Source organism: Variovorax sp. 10N412 (genome assembly GCF_056394985.1).
Genome location: NZ_JBFTIO010000007.1, coordinates 105,618 through 119,152, shown reverse-complemented (window position 1 = coordinate 119,152; position 13,535 = coordinate 105,618). Strand labels below are relative to the sequence as shown.

At 68.7% G+C, this 13,535-nt stretch carries 14 protein-coding genes; 5 read left to right on the top strand and 9 right to left on the bottom strand.

The genetic code is table 11. The annotated features are described in order from the left end of the window. Positions 1-11: 11 nt before the first annotated feature. From AC1DJH_RS18180 to AC1DJH_RS18170, 3 genes are read right to left on the bottom strand one after another with little or no spacing between them, the layout of a single operon-like run. Entirely contained in the window at positions 12-989 is a 978-nt protein-coding gene (locus AC1DJH_RS18180) for a Bug family tripartite tricarboxylate transporter substrate binding protein (RefSeq protein ID WP_478186628.1), read from the bottom strand. A gap of 44 nt (positions 990-1,033) precedes the next feature. Continuing rightward, positions 1,034-2,527, bottom strand: a complete 1,494-nt coding sequence (locus AC1DJH_RS18175; protein WP_478186807.1) for an AMP-binding protein — start codon at positions 2,525-2,527, stop codon at positions 1,034-1,036. An 11-nt stretch (positions 2,528-2,538) separates the two neighbouring features. Beyond that, positions 2,539-3,420 carry an SDR family oxidoreductase gene (locus tag AC1DJH_RS18170; RefSeq protein WP_478186806.1) on the bottom strand — a complete coding sequence of 294 codons (882 nt, stop codon included), beginning with the start codon at positions 3,418-3,420 and terminating at the stop codon, positions 2,539-2,541. A 134-nt stretch (positions 3,421-3,554) separates the two neighbouring features. Between AC1DJH_RS18170 and AC1DJH_RS18165 the strand changes: the two genes are divergently transcribed. Further along, positions 3,555-4,493: a LysR family transcriptional regulator gene (locus AC1DJH_RS18165; RefSeq protein WP_478186805.1), complete on the top strand. Its 939-nt coding sequence runs from the start codon at positions 3,555-3,557 to the stop codon at positions 4,491-4,493. Here the strand turns inward: AC1DJH_RS18165 and dtd are convergent. Both dtd and AC1DJH_RS18155 read right to left on the bottom strand, forming a co-directional pair. Beyond that, positions 4,465-4,908 (bottom strand): D-aminoacyl-tRNA deacylase, encoded by a 444-nt coding sequence (dtd, locus tag AC1DJH_RS18160; protein ID WP_478186627.1) that lies wholly within the window; start codon positions 4,906-4,908, stop codon positions 4,465-4,467. The two genes, AC1DJH_RS18165 and dtd, sit on opposite strands and share 29 nt — an antisense overlap. Next, positions 4,905-5,822, bottom strand: a complete 918-nt coding sequence (locus tag AC1DJH_RS18155; RefSeq protein WP_478186626.1) for a cation diffusion facilitator family transporter — start codon at positions 5,820-5,822, stop codon at positions 4,905-4,907. The genes dtd and AC1DJH_RS18155 overlap by 4 nt, the downstream gene beginning before the upstream one ends. Positions 5,823-5,979: 157 nt before the next feature. On the opposite strand from AC1DJH_RS18155, the gene AC1DJH_RS18150 reads away from it, so the two are divergent. Continuing rightward, a complete protein-coding gene (locus tag AC1DJH_RS18150; protein WP_478186625.1) occupies positions 5,980-6,507 on the top strand; it encodes a FecR family protein in 528 nt (175 codons plus the stop codon). Next, positions 6,504-7,127 (top strand): OmpA family protein, encoded by a 624-nt coding sequence (locus AC1DJH_RS18145; RefSeq protein WP_478186624.1) that lies wholly within the window; start codon positions 6,504-6,506, stop codon positions 7,125-7,127. The genes AC1DJH_RS18150 and AC1DJH_RS18145 overlap by 4 nt, the downstream gene beginning before the upstream one ends. 21 nt (positions 7,128-7,148) lie before the next feature. Here the strand turns inward: AC1DJH_RS18145 and tyrS are convergent, their stop codons facing one another. Next, a complete protein-coding gene (gene tyrS, locus AC1DJH_RS18140) occupies positions 7,149-8,381 on the bottom strand; it encodes a tyrosine--tRNA ligase (RefSeq protein ID WP_478186623.1) in 1,233 nt (410 codons plus the stop codon). A gap of 159 nt (positions 8,382-8,540) precedes the next feature. Between tyrS and AC1DJH_RS18135 the strand changes: the two genes are divergently transcribed. Beyond that, the gene (locus tag AC1DJH_RS18135) at positions 8,541-9,887 is read left to right on the top strand and encodes a peptidoglycan DD-metalloendopeptidase family protein (protein WP_472121924.1); all 1,347 of its coding nucleotides are present in this window, start codon (positions 8,541-8,543) and stop codon (positions 9,885-9,887) included. A 23-nt stretch (positions 9,888-9,910) separates the two neighbouring features. After that, the gene (locus tag AC1DJH_RS18130; protein WP_478186622.1) at positions 9,911-11,035 is read left to right on the top strand and encodes an anhydro-N-acetylmuramic acid kinase; all 1,125 of its coding nucleotides are present in this window, start codon (positions 9,911-9,913) and stop codon (positions 11,033-11,035) included. A gap of 7 nt (positions 11,036-11,042) precedes the next feature. On the opposite strand, the gene mdtD is transcribed toward AC1DJH_RS18130, so the two are convergent. The 3 genes from mdtD to rpsI form a co-directional block, all read right to left on the bottom strand. Continuing rightward, on the bottom strand, positions 11,043-12,497 hold the full coding sequence (mdtD, locus tag AC1DJH_RS18125) for a multidrug transporter subunit MdtD (protein WP_472122042.1): 1,455 nt from the start codon (positions 12,495-12,497) through the stop codon (positions 11,043-11,045). Between the two features lie 72 nt (positions 12,498-12,569). Continuing rightward, complete coding sequence (gene erpA, locus AC1DJH_RS18120; RefSeq protein WP_007827949.1) at positions 12,570-12,935, bottom strand: iron-sulfur cluster insertion protein ErpA; 366 nt, start codon at positions 12,933-12,935, stop codon at positions 12,570-12,572. A gap of 201 nt (positions 12,936-13,136) precedes the next feature. Further along, positions 13,137-13,529, bottom strand: coding sequence for a 30S ribosomal protein S9 (gene rpsI, locus AC1DJH_RS18115; protein ID WP_007827948.1), 393 nt, complete (start codon positions 13,527-13,529; stop codon positions 13,137-13,139). Positions 13,530-13,535: the final 6 nt, after the last annotated feature.

Below are 13,535 nucleotides of genomic sequence, written 5' to 3'. Positions count from 1 at the left end.
CGGCCCCGGCCTCATTCGAGCGTGATGTTGCGTTCGCGAATCACCTTGCCCCAGCTGGTGCGGTCGCGCTCGATGTACTGGTTCAGCTCGGCGTCGGTGCGCGGCGACTGCACCAGCAGCGACTGCGCCTCGACCAGGCTTCGGAACGCGGCGCCCTGCATCACCTTGTGAACGGCCGACTGCAGCGTGACCGACACCGCGGCCGGCGTGGCCGCCGGGACCGCGACGCCGAACCAGGTGGCGGCATGGAAGCCAGGGAAGCCGGCCTCGGCCACCGTGGGCACATCGGGCAACGACTTCACCCGCTCGCTGCCCGTGACCGCGAGCGCCCGCAGCTTGCCGGCGCGGATGTGCGGCAGCGAGGTGCTGACCACGTCCACCATCAGCTGCGTGTCGTTGCCCAGCAGCGCGGCCAGCGCGGGCGCGCTGCCGTTGTAGGGCACGTGCACCAGGTCGACCTGCAATTCGCTCTTGAGCATCTCAGTGGCCAGCTGCAGCGGATTGCCCAGCCCGACCGAGCCGTAGTTCAGGCGCCCGGCATTCGCCTTGGCATAGGCCTGGAACTCCTTCAGCGTGCGCGGCGTCGCCTTGTCGTTGGTGACCACGACCAGCGGCGCCTCGGCCGCCACGGCCAGCACGCGAAAGTCCTTCTGCGGCGCGTAGCTCATCTTCTTGTAGAGCTGCGGGTTGAGCACCATGCTCGCGCTGCTGGCCAGCAGCAGCGTGTAGCCGTCGGCGGGCGCGCGCGCCACGGCGCTGGCAGCCACCATGGTGTTGGCGCCGGGCTTGTTGTCGACCACCACGGCCTGGCCGATTTCCTTGGCCAGCTCGGACGCGAGCGCGCGCGCGACAAGGTCGGCCGAGCCGCCCGGCGTGTAGGGCACGACGAGCTTCACGGCATGGTCGGGGTAGTCGGCGCGGGCCGAGCCGGCCAGCCCCGCGAGCAGGGACAGCGAGAGCGCGATGCCGCGCAGGAGGGTTTTCTTCATGTCTCTTCCAGTCTTTTTTCTTGAGGGGATGCGAAAGGGGTCTGCTAGACGCGGCGGGCCTGGCCCTGCCAGTGCTTGTCGCGCAACCGGCGCTTGGCGATCTTTCCGTTGTCGTCGCGCGGCAGCGCAGCCATTTCGATGCTGCGCGGCACCTTGAACGACGACAGAGTGGCCTGCAGCCATTCGCGCAAGTCGGCGCCGTCCAGCACGACGCCGGGCACGGGCTCGACCACGGCGTGCAGGCGCTCGCCGTACTCGGCGTCGGGCACGCCGAACACTGCGCAGTCGGCCACGCCGGGAAAGGCCAGCAGGCGGTGCTCGATCTCGGCGGGGTAGATGTTCGCGCCACCGGAAATCACCATGTCCGACGCGCGATCGCAGACGTAGAGGTAGCCGTCGGCGTCGAGATAGCCCATGTCGCCCAGGCTGATGAAGCCGTCGCGCTCGATGGCCCGGCGCGCGGCGTCGTCGTGGCGGTAGCTGAAGTCGGGGTAGGCCGGCTGGCGCACGTAGATGAGGCCGACCTCGCCCGTAGGCAGCGCCGCGCCGTGTTCGTCGAGGATGCGCACCTGCGCGTCGAGCACCGGGCGGCCCGCGCTGCCGGGGCGCGCCAGCGCTTCGGCCGCGCCGATGGAAGTGACCATGCCGGCCTCGCTCGAGGCGTAGGTCTCGTGGATCACCGGACCGAACCATTCGATCATGGCGCGCTTCACGTCGGGCGCGCAGGGCGCGCCGGTGGAGGCCACGAAGCGCAGCGACGACAGGTCGTGGCGCGCGCGCACCGCCGGCGGCAGTCGCAGCAGCCGCACGTACATGATGGGCACGAGGTAGACGGTGTCGATGCGGTGCCGCGCGATGGCGGCGAGCAGCGCCTCGGCGTCGAAGCGCGCCATGAGCACCACGCGCTCGGCCAGCAGCAGCGCGTTCTGCAGGAACAGGCTGGGGGCGCTGTGGTACAGCGGCGCGGGCAGCAACGCACGGCAGCCCGCGCGCAGCCCGAAGGTCAGTTCGACCACTTCGCGCAGGCGGGCCTGGCGGGTCTCCAGCTCTGCCACCGGGATCGGATGGCGCACCACGCCCTTGGGCCGCCCCGTGGTGCCCGATGTGTAGGCCATGTGGCCGCGCGGCGAAACGCGCGGGCCGTCGTAGGGCGCCTGCGCGGCCAGCCAGCTTTCGTAGGGCCGGGCACCGGGCGTGCGCGCCTCGCCGACGGCCAGCAGCGCCACGCCCTCGGGCACGGCGCGCGCCACCGCGTCGAGCAGGTCGCCGTGGGCCAGCAGGGCGCGCGCGCCGCTGTCGTGCAGCAGCACACCGACCTCGTCGGGCGTGAAGTGCCAGTTGATCGGGCAGAAGTAGATGCCGGCCTGGCGGCAGGCGTGCACCACGTCGACCTGCACTTCGTCGTTGCGCAGCAGCACGGCCAGCACGTCGCCTTCGCGCAGGCCCAGTCGCAGCAGGCCGCCGGCCAGGCGCGCGCCGCGCGCCAGTTGCGCGTCGGCGTCGAGCACGCGGCCTTCGAAGTGGAACTCGGGCTTCATGGGTGTGGTCGTCATGCGGCGCCGCGCTGCGCCTTGTCGGACGCGTTCAGGGCCTGGATCTTTTCGCGCGCGGCCTGCCAGTCGGCGTCGCCCCATTCCTGGTACTGGGTGAAGTACGCGCCGTTGGCGAGCGCGTCGCCGCCGTCGAGCGTGAGGGTCTGGCCGTTGATCCAGCTGTTCTGCGGCGCCAGCAGGAATGCCGCGAGGCGCCCGATGTCGCCGCGTTCGCCCAGGCGGCGCGTGGGGTTCTGCCTGGCCATGGCGTTCTCCTGGCTGTCGACCGGGCGCAGGCGGCCCGAGGCGCCGGCAGTCGGAATCACGCCGGGCGCGATGGCGTTGAGGCGGATGCCCTTGGGGCCCCACTCCACCGCCAGCGACTTGGTCATGACGTCGATGCCGGCCTTCGACATGGCCGAGGGCACGACGAAGGGCGCGCCGGTGGCGACCCAGGTGACGACGATCGACAGCACGCTGCCGCCCCGGCCGGCCGCGATCCAGCGCTTGCCCGCGGCCTGCGTGGCGTAGAAGGTGCCGCGAAAGACGATGTCGGAGATGGCGTGGAAGCCGTTGGGCGACAGGTCTTCGGTGCGGCTGATGAAGTTGCCGGCGGCGTTGTTGACCAGGCTGTCGAGCGGGCCGTGGCGCGTCCAGATGGTTTCCATCATGTCGTCGACCGCCTGCGGGGAACGGATGTCGAGCACGTGGGTGCCGACGGTGACGCCGAAGCGGGTGCGCAGCTGCTGCGCGGCTTCTTCGAGCACCGAGGCGCGGCGACCGCACAGGTGCAGCTCGGCACCCAGCGCGGCCAGTTGCTCGGCCATCGCGAAGCCCAGGCCGGTGCCGCCGCCGGTCACGAGCACGCGCTGGCCGGCGAACAGGCCGTCCTTGAATATGTTGTCTGTCGCCATGGCTGTCTTGTCTCCTGGGAAATCGGGTGGCTTCGATCTTTATCGTTCACCTCGCTCCCTACAATTCCCATTCACCGACTCACTCTGTATCCGCAGGGTCGACAATCGCTCCGATGAGCCTGGACCTGAACCTGATCCGCACGCTGGTGGACATCGTGGACGCCGGCAACCTGAGCGAGGCCGCCCGCCGGCGCGACGTCACGCGCTCGCAGATCAGCAAGGAGCTCAAGAGCCTGGAGCGGCAGGTCGGCGCCACGCTGCTGCGCCGCACGACCCGGCGGCTGGCGCCCACCGAGCAGGGGCGCACGCTGTACGAGCACGGGCTGCGCATGCTGGCCGAGGTCGAATCGGCGCGCGCGGCCATCGACAGCCTGGGCCGCACGGTACGCGGGCACGTACGCATCAGCATCCCGACCGGGCTGGGCGAGTTCTTCGTGGGACCGCGCCTGCTGGAGTTCCAGCGCGCGCACCCGGAGGTGTCGCTGCGGGTGCTGTTCTCGAACCGGGTGTTCGACCTGATCGGCAGCGAGATCGACGTGGCGCTGCGCATCACCTCCGAGCCGCCGCTGGACCAGGTGGCGCGGCGCATCTGCGCGATCCGCTGGGGGCTCTATGCCGCGCCCTCGTACCTGGCGGCGCAGGCGGCGATTGCCGAGCCGGAAGACCTGGCCGCGTGCGTCGTGCTGTACGTGCCGGGGCCGGAGCGGCATTTCATGATGCCGATGCACCGCGGCACGCAACGCCGCGAGCTGCGGCTGAAGCTGAACCTGCAGACAGAGCACTTCCCCTATCTGCGCAGCGCGGTGCTGGCGGGCACGGGCATCGGCCTGCTGCCCTGCTACGCGATGACCGACGACCTGCAGGCAGGCAGCGCGGTGCAGGTGCTGCCGCAATGGGAGCCCGAGGGCCTGGGCAATGCGCTGTACATCCTGACCATGCCCGACCGGCATCCGTCGCACGCGGCGGTGGCGGTGATGGACTACCTGCGCGAGGTGCTGGCGTCGATGGACGACACCGGCGCGCCGGCGGCTACGCCGTCATCTGCAGCGGGATGGTGACGGGGCCGTCGTTGAGCAGGTGCACCTGCATGTCGGCGCCGAACTCGCCGGTGGCCACCACCGGGTGCGCGGCGCGCGCCTGCGCCACGAAGTGGTCGTAGAGCCTGTGGCCTTCGTCGGGCGGCGCGGCCTGGGTGAAGCTGGGGCGGTTGCCGCCGCTCGCGTCGGCCGCCAGCGTGAACTGGCTCACCAACAGCAGGCCGCCGCCGATGTCCTGCACGCTGCGGTTCATCTTGCCGGCGTCGTCGGAAAAGATGCGCAGCTTGAGGATCTTGGCGAGCATGCGGTCGGCCAGCGCGTCGGTGTCGCCGCGCTCGGCGCACAGCAGCACGAGCAGGCCCGCGTCGATGGCGCCGACGGTGCGCCCGGCAATGTCGACGCGTGCGTTCGACACGCGTTGCAGAACAGCTTTCATGAGGGGTGATGTTCCCCGGCCTGGGTGGCGCGGGCTTCCATGGTGAGGGGCAGCAGCTGAATGGTGACGCGCAGGCCCGGCACGGCGTCCATCAGGGCCTGTTCGAGTTGGTCGCGCATGTGGGCGGCTTGCAGCAGGGTCCAGTCGCCGGGCACGTGCATGTGCAGGTCGGCAAAGCGGCGCTGGCCGGCGCTGCGGGTCACCATGTCATCGAAACGCAATTGCGGGCCCTCGGGCACACGGGCGACGAAGGTGGCCAGCGTGGCGCGCACGGTGGCGAGGGTCTCTGGATCCAGGGCTTCGTCCATCAGGCCCTGCGAAGAGCGCCAGACCAGCTTGACGCCCTCACGCACGATGTTGAGCGCCACGCCGATGGCCAGCAGCGGGTCGAGCCACAGCCAGCCGCTGAGCTGCACGCCGACGATGCCGACCACCACCGCGGCGGAGGTCCAGACGTCGGTCATGAGGTGGCGCCCGTCAGCCTCCAGCGCGATCGAGCGGTGCACGCGTGCCGCGCGGAACAGCACGTAGGCCAGCCCCGCGTTGAAGCCCGAGCTGACCACCGACAGCGCCAGGCCCCAGCCCACCTGCTCGAGCGGCTGCGGGGCCATCAGGCGCTGCACCGAGACCCAGAGGATCGCGATGGCGGCGCCCACGATCAGGATGCCTTCGAAGCCCGAGGAGAAGTACTCGGCCTTGTGGTGGCCGTAGGGATGGTCGTCGTCGGCGGGGCGCTCCGCGATGGTCACCATGGCCAGCGCGAACATGGCGCTGGCCAGGTTGACGAAGGACTCCATCGCGTCGGAGATCAGGCCCATCGAATTGGTGAGGTAGCCTGCGTAGCCCTTGAGCAGAATGGTGAGCAGCGCGACGGCCACGGATACACGAAGCAGCGCCTTGGGTGAGAACGTCATGCGAAATCCATCGGGAAATTGGGCAATACGCCACGCGAAAAGCGGTAAAAGGCCGCAACAGCCGGCTGAATTATTGGCGCCGTGTCCATATGTAACGCCTTCGCCCTAATATTTCTGACTCTTGCGACACATTCTTTCGCAAAGGAACCAGCTTCAGATGATGAAAAACTTCCTGCCCGCCTTGTGCGGCCTCGCCATTGTCGGCTCGGCCGCGCTGGCCCAAGCCCAGACACCGACGCCAGCCGCGCCGGCAGCGGTTGCACCTGCAGCCGCCCCCGTGGCGGCCGCTGCGAAGGCAGACCTCCAGGCGGGCTTCGTGAAGTCCGTGCGCGGCAACGTGCAACTGCTCAGCGGTTCGGGCGCCACGCGCGCCGCCAGTCCGGGCGACCCCGTCGGTGCCGTCGACCGCATCGTGACCGGCCCCGATTCCTCGGCGTCGGTGGTGCTGCGCGACGACACCACGCTGGTGGTCGGCCCGTCGTCGCGGCTGGACCTGAAGGAGTTCCACTTCGACGCCACGACGCACGAAGGCGGCATGCTGCTGTCGCTGCTGCGCGGCTCGATGCGCATGATCACGGGCCTGATCGGCAAGACCAACCCCGACGCGGTGCGGGTCGAGACGCAGACGGCCACCATCGGCATTCGCGGCACCGACTTCATCGTGCAGGCGGACGGCCAGCCATGAAGACGATATCCCTGAAATTTCGCCGCGCATCCCTGCTAGGGTCCGCGCTGATGGCCCTGCTGCTGGCCGCCTGTTCCACGCCCGGCACCCGGGTGGTGCTGCTGCCCCAGGCCGACGGCAAGCCCTCCGCCGTGGTGGTGCGCGCCAAGGACGGGGAGGAAACGCTCTCCACCGCCTACCAGCGCGCCACGGCTGCCGTGGGTGCACGTGGCGCCCCGGTCGTCGACCAGGTCGATCCAGCCAAGCTCCAGGCCGACAACAAGCCGCTGTTCGACATGCGCCCGCCCCTTCCGCAGCGCTACACCGTGTACTTCGAGCTCGGGGGCACCACGCTGACGGCCGCCTCGCAGCAGGTCATGACCGAGGCGATGGCCGCGGCGCTGGCGCGCAGCGGCAGCGACATCGTGGTCACGGGCCACACCGACACCAAAGGCAACGGCGAACAGAACGACCTGCTCTCTCGCCGCCGGGCACAGGAAGTGGCCCAGCTCTTCATCGAGCGCCAGTTCCCGGCCAACCGCATCGAGGCCGTGGGGCGCGGTGAACGCGAACTGGCCGTGCCGACCGCCGACGAGGTGGACGAGCCGCGCAACCGGCGCGTCACCATCGAGGTGCGTTGACCGGTTGTTCGACCGCTGGGGTCAGCTCAGCGTCACGCGCGCGAACTTGCGCTTGCCGACCTGCACCACGTAGCTGCCGGCCGGCAGCTTCAGCGCCTTGTCGCTGACCACCACCGAATCGACCCGGACCCCGCCGCCTTCGATCAGGCGGTTGCCTTCACCCGCCGAAGACGCCAGGTTGGCCTGCTTCAGCAGCTGGGCAATGCCCAGCGGGGCGCCCGACAGCGACACCTCGGCAATCTCGTCCGGAACGCCGCCCTTGCTTCGGTTGATGAAATCCTGCTCGGCCGTTTCGGCCGCCGCCGCGCTGTGGAAGCGCGCGGTGATTTCCTTGGCCAGCGCCACCTTGGCGTCCTTCGGGTTGCGCCCGCCCGCGATCTCGGCCTTCAGCGCCGCGATCTGTTCCAGCGACTGGAAGCTCAGCAGCGTGTACCAACGCCACATCAGGTCGTCGGAAATCGACAGCACCTTGGCGAACATGGTGTTGGCGTCTTCGCTGATGCCGATGTAGTTGTTCTTGCTCTTGGACATCTTCTCGACGCCGTCGAGCCCTTCCAGCAGCGGCATGGTGAGGATGCACTGCGGCTCCTGGCCGTATTCCTGCTGGAGATGGCGCCCGACCAGCAGGTTGAACTTCTGGTCCGTGCCGCCCAGTTCGAGGTCGCTCTTGAGCGCCACCGAGTCGTAGCCCTGCATCAGCGGGTAGAGGAATTCGTGCACCGAGATCGACTGGCCGGCCTTGAAGCGCTTGTTGAAGTCGTCGCGCTCCATCATGCGGGCCACCGTGTACTTGGCGGCCAGCTGGATCATGCCGCGCGCGCCCAGCGGGTCGCTCCACTCGGAGTTGTAGCGGATCTCGGTCTTCTCGGGGTCCAGCACCAGGCTGGCCTGCTTGTAGTACGTCTGGGCGTTGGCCTCGATCTGCTCGCGGGTGAGCGGTGGGCGCGTGTTGTTGCGCCCGGAGGGGTCGCCGATGGTGCTGGTGAAGTCGCCGATCAGGAAGATCACCCGGTGGCCCAGGTCTTGCAGCTGCCGCATCTTGTTGAGCACCACCGTGTGGCCGATGTGGATGTCGGGCGCCGTCGGGTCCAGCCCCAGCTTGATGCGCAGGGGGGTTCCGGTGGCTTCCGAGCGCTGCAGCTTGCGCACCCACTCGTCCTGGGGCAGGAGCTCGTCAGCGCCCCGGAGGGATATTTCGAGCGCGCGTCCTACACTATTTGAGAGGGTATTGGATGTAACAGATTCGGCGTTCATGGGCTTTTTTAGCTGACTTTGGGGGTGCCGAAGCTATACTCAGCCCGACTTTTCAAGCGCCGAATTCTAAGCGGCGCTTCTTCCGCACCGTCTGCTGCCGCCCTGAACGTACTGGGCCTTGCTGCACGGTTTTGCAGAACCTGAGCTGGAATTCAAAGTTTGATCAACGGCATTCTTGCCGCCGAGGAGCTCCTTGCTTCTCGCGTGGCCTATACCTTCCGGACGTACCCCAAGCAGATCACCGCGGTCATCGCGGCAGCCCTGCTGAGCGCCGGTACTCTTGCGGTGGCATCGCTAGGTCCGGACGCGTCCGACCTCCCGGTGAAGCAGATCCTCGAAGCCACGGCACCCGTGTCTTTCGCCGACCAGGGCGCGTCGCTGGAAAACTTCAGCTTCACGCTGTTCCGCACGGACGTCACCCGTTCGAGCGACACGGCCGAGGCCCTGCTGAAGCGCCTGGGCATCGCCGACCCCGCCGCCACCGCCTTCGTGCGCGGCAGCGCCGACGCGCGCAACGCTCTGTTCTCGCGCGCCGGCCGCACCGTCACGGCCGAGGCCACGCAGGAAAACCAGCTCAAGAAGCTCAGCGCCCGCTGGATTCCCGACGGCGACGGCGGCTTCAAGCGCTTCGTCATCGAGCGCACGCCCACCGGCTTCGCCGGCGTGACCGAGCGCGACGCGCTCACCCCCGGCACGCGCCTGGCCAGCGGCACCATCCGCACCTCGCTGTTCGCCGCCACCGACGATTCGCGCATTCCCGATGCGGTGGCGAGCCAGCTGGCCGACATCTTCGCGGGCGACGTCGACGTGCGCGCCCTGCGCAAGGGCGACCGCTTTGCCGTGGTCTACGAGACCTTCGAAGCCGACGGGCAGGCGCTGCGCAGCGGCCGCGTGCTCTCGGCCGAGTTCGAGAACAACGGCAGGATCCACCAGGCCGTCTGGTTCCAGCCTCCGGGCGCGAACCAGAAGGGCAGCTACTACCGCCCGAACGGCGACAGCCTGCGCAAGGCCTACCTGGCGACGCCGGTCGAGTTCTCGCGCGTGTCCAGCGGTTTCGCGATGCGCATGCACCCGATCCTGAACAGCTGGCGCCAGCACAACGGCATCGACTACGCGGCGCCCACGGGCACCTCGGTGCGTTCGGTCGGCGACGGCACGGTCGACTTTGCGGGCACGCAGAACGGCTACGGCAACATCATCATCATCAACCACCGCAACAACCAGCAGACGGCGTATGCGCACCTGAGCCGCATCGACGTCAAGACCGGCCAGAGCATCAGCCAGGGCCAGGCCATCGGCGCGGTGGGTTCCACGGGCTGGGCCACCGGCCCGCACCTGCACTTCGAATTCCGCGTGGGCGGCGTCTACCAGGACCCGGCTTCCATCGCGCAGGAAGGCGGCGCGCCGATCACCGCGGCGTTGCGTCCGGCCTTCGAGCGCATCGCCGTGGGTGCGCGCACCGAGCTGGCGGCGGCCTTCTCCGTCATTCAGGCCAGCGCCGACTGAGCTTTTTCAACACCGATCCACGGATGGCCGCCGAACTTTTCATCGGCCTGATGTCGGGCACCTCGCTCGACGGCGTGGACGGCGTGCTCGCCGACTTCTCCCTCGGCCGCATCGCGGTACAGGCCTACGCCACGGCCGGGTTTCCCGTCGCACTGCGCGCGGAACTGATGGCGCTGAACACGCCGGGCGACAACGAACTGCACCGCGCGGCCCTGGCCGGCAACGGGCTGGCCAGGGCCTATGCCGGCGTGGTCCAGCAGCTGCTGGCGGACAGCGGCATCGCCGCCGGGGCGATCACCGCCATCGGCGCGCACGGCCAGACCGTGCGCCACCGGCCGCTCGAGTTCGACGAGGTGGGCTACACGGTTCAGCTGAACAACCCCTCCCTGCTGGCTGAACTGACGGGCATCGACGTGGTCGGCGACTTCCGCACCCGCGACCTCGCCGCCGGCGGCCAGGGCGCGCCGCTGGTGCCGGCATTTCACCGCGCCCTGTTCGCCCGGCCGGACGAGAGCGTCGCGGTGCTGAACATCGGCGGCATCTCCAACCTGAGCCTGCTGCCGGCCGCCAACGCACCCGAGGGCGCCCTCGTGCGCGGCTTCGACTGCGGCCCGGGCAATGCGCTGATGGATCACTGGTGCCAGACCTACCAGGGCCAGCCTTTCGACCGCGGCGGCCAGTGGGCGGCCAGCGGACAGGTGCTGTCCGAGCTGCTCGCGCTGCTGCTGGCCGACGCGTACTTCGCCAAGGCACCGCCCAAGAGCACCGGGCGCGACCTGTTCAACCCGACCTGGCTGGCCGCACAGCTCGGCACCACGGCGGTGGCCCCTGCCGATGTGCAGGCGACGCTGGCCGAATTGACTGCTCACGCTTGTGCAGCGGACCTGTTGCGCTACGGAAAAGAGAGCAGGCTGCTGATCGTCTGCGGCGGCGGAGCACTGAACGACCACCTGCTTGGCCGCCTGCGCGCGCTGCTGCCCGGCGTGGACGTGGTGGCGTCGACCGACCACGGCCTGCCGCCCCAGCAGGTCGAGGCCGCAGCCTTTGCCTGGCTGGCGCGCGCCGCAATACGGCGTGAGCCGGGCAACCTCGCCAGCGTGACGGGCGCGCGCGGCGCGCGGGTGCTGGGCGCGATCTACCCCGCCTGAATCCGCGTCAGCCCTGGCCGGACACCTCCGGCTGTGCCGGGTGCGCCGCCCGCGATTCCGACGGCAGGTGCCAGAAGATCAACGCCGAGGCCACCGTGATCAGCCCCATGCTCGCGAAGGTTGCCTGGAAGGCGTCCAGCGTGTGCGCCGCAGAGTCGGAGCCGAAGATGCCGTTGTAGCCCGCCAGGGTCGCACCCGCGGCGGCCACGCCCAGGCTCATGGCCAGCATCTGCACCATCGACAGCAGGCTGTTGCCGCTGCTGGCCATGCTGCCGTCCAGGTCCTTCAGCGTGATGGTGTTCATGGCGGTGAACTGCAGCGAATTGACCGCGCCGAACGCCAGCAGCTGCAGCACGTGCAGCGCCATCGGCTGGCCCGGCGCCGTCAGGCCGAAGCTGGCCATGGTGCAGCCCACGAGGATGGTGTTGACCACCAGCACGCGGCGGTAGCCGTGGCGCGTGATCAGCGGCGTGGCGAAGCGCTTCATGGCCATGCCGGCCAGCGCGATCGGCAGCATCATCAGCCCGGCGCGCACCGGCGAGTAGCCCATCGACACCTGCAGCAGCAGCGGCACCAGGAACGGCATGCAGCTGCTGCCCAGGCGCGAGAACAGGTTGCCGATGAGCCCGATGCTGAGCGTCTGCACATGGAACAGCGACGGTGCGAACAACGGCTCGGGCGTGCGCGAGGCGCGCAGCCAATAGCCCGCGATGCTGGCGAAGCCGAAGATCAGCACCACCATCACGCCGCCCTGGCGCAGGCCCAGCTCGGAGACGCCGTCCAGCGCCAGCGAGATCGCCACCATGCCGAAGGCCAGCATGGCGTAGCCCACGCTGTCGAAGCGCTTCTGCACTGCGCCGCGCAGGTCGGGCATGTACTTGAGCGTGGCAAGGCAGCCGAGCAGCCCCACGGGCACGTTGATCAGGAAGATCCAGTGCCAGGAGGCGTACTGCACCAGCCAGCCGCCCAGCGTGGGGCCCAGCAAGGGGCCTATGAGGCCCGGAATGGCCACGAAACTCATGGCCTGGAGGAACTCCCCGCGCGGCACCGTGCGCAGCAGCGCCAGGCGCCCCACGGGCAGCAGCAGCGCGCCGCCCAGGCCCTGCACCACGCGCGCGGCCACCAGCTGTCCCAGGCCGTGCGACAACGCGCACAGCACCGAGCCGGCGGCGAACAGCACGATGGCGCAAAAGAAGATGCGCCGCGTGCCGAAGCGGTCGGCGATCCAGCCCGAGGCCGGGATCAGCATCGCCATGGTGAGCGCGTAGGCCACCACCACCGACTGCATGCGCAGCGGGCTCTCGCCCAGGCTCGCGGCCATGGCCGGCAGCGCCGTGTTGATGATGGTGGCGTCCAGCGTCTGCATGAAGAAGCCGACGGCGACGAGCCACAGCAGGCTCTTGCGCACGGGATCTACAGGCGCGGGGGCGGTTTCAGCCTCGGAGGTCATGGGCAAGCGCAGAAAAAGAAGCGGGAACGAAAAAGCCGCCCGGAGGCGGCTTTCTGGGGAGGCTGGGTCAGCAGCATCCGGGCATCAGGCCGAGAAGCTCGATCCGCAGCCGCAGGTGCTAGTGGCGTTCGGGTTCTTGATGACGAACTGGGCGCCTTGCAGGTCTTCCTTGTAGTCGATCTCGGCGCCGACGAGGTACTGGTAGCTCATGGCGTCGATCAGCAGAGACACGCCGTTCTTGGTCATGGTGGTGTCGTCTTCGTTCGTGATTTCATCGAACGTGAAACCATACTGGAAGCCGGAGCAGCCGCCGCCCTGCACGAACACGCGCAGCTTGAGGTCGGGATTGCCTTCTTCGGCGATCAGGTCGGCCACCTTGGCTGCCGCACTGTCGGTGAAGACGATGGGCTCTGGCATCTGGGTCTGGATGTTTTCGGCTACGGCGCTCATGGGGTGATAACTCCTTGGGGCCGAACAAGCGGCCAATGGAACCAATGCTACTGCAATGCCGCAATTTCGGCAGGCGGGGTGTGGCGTGCACCCCAATGCAAGTGGGGTCGGATGCGTCGCGGGCAAAGAAAAAGCCGCCCGAGGACGGCCCTCGCATTGAAAAAGCCGCCCGAGGGCGGCTTTGTGTTCGCAGTGAACAGATCAGCGCTTGCTGAACTGCTTGCGACGACGGGCGGAGTGCAGACCGACCTTCTTACGTTCGACTTCACGCGCATCGCGCGTCACGAAGCCGGCTTGGCTCAGCACGGGCTTGAGCGTTGCGTCGTAGTCGATCAGCGCACGGGTGATGCCGTGGCGCGTGGCGCCGGCTTGACCCGATTCGCCGCCGCCGTTCACGTTGACCATCACGTCGAAAGCTTCGAGGTTGTTGGTCAGCGCGAGGGGCTGCTTGGCGATCATGATCGAGGTTTCACGGCCGAAGAACTCTTGGATGTCCTTGCCGTTGACCGTGATCTTGCCGGTGCCTTTTTTCAGAAACACACGGGCGACGCTGGATTTGCGACGGCCGGTGCCATTGTTCCATTCACCAATCATTCTCAA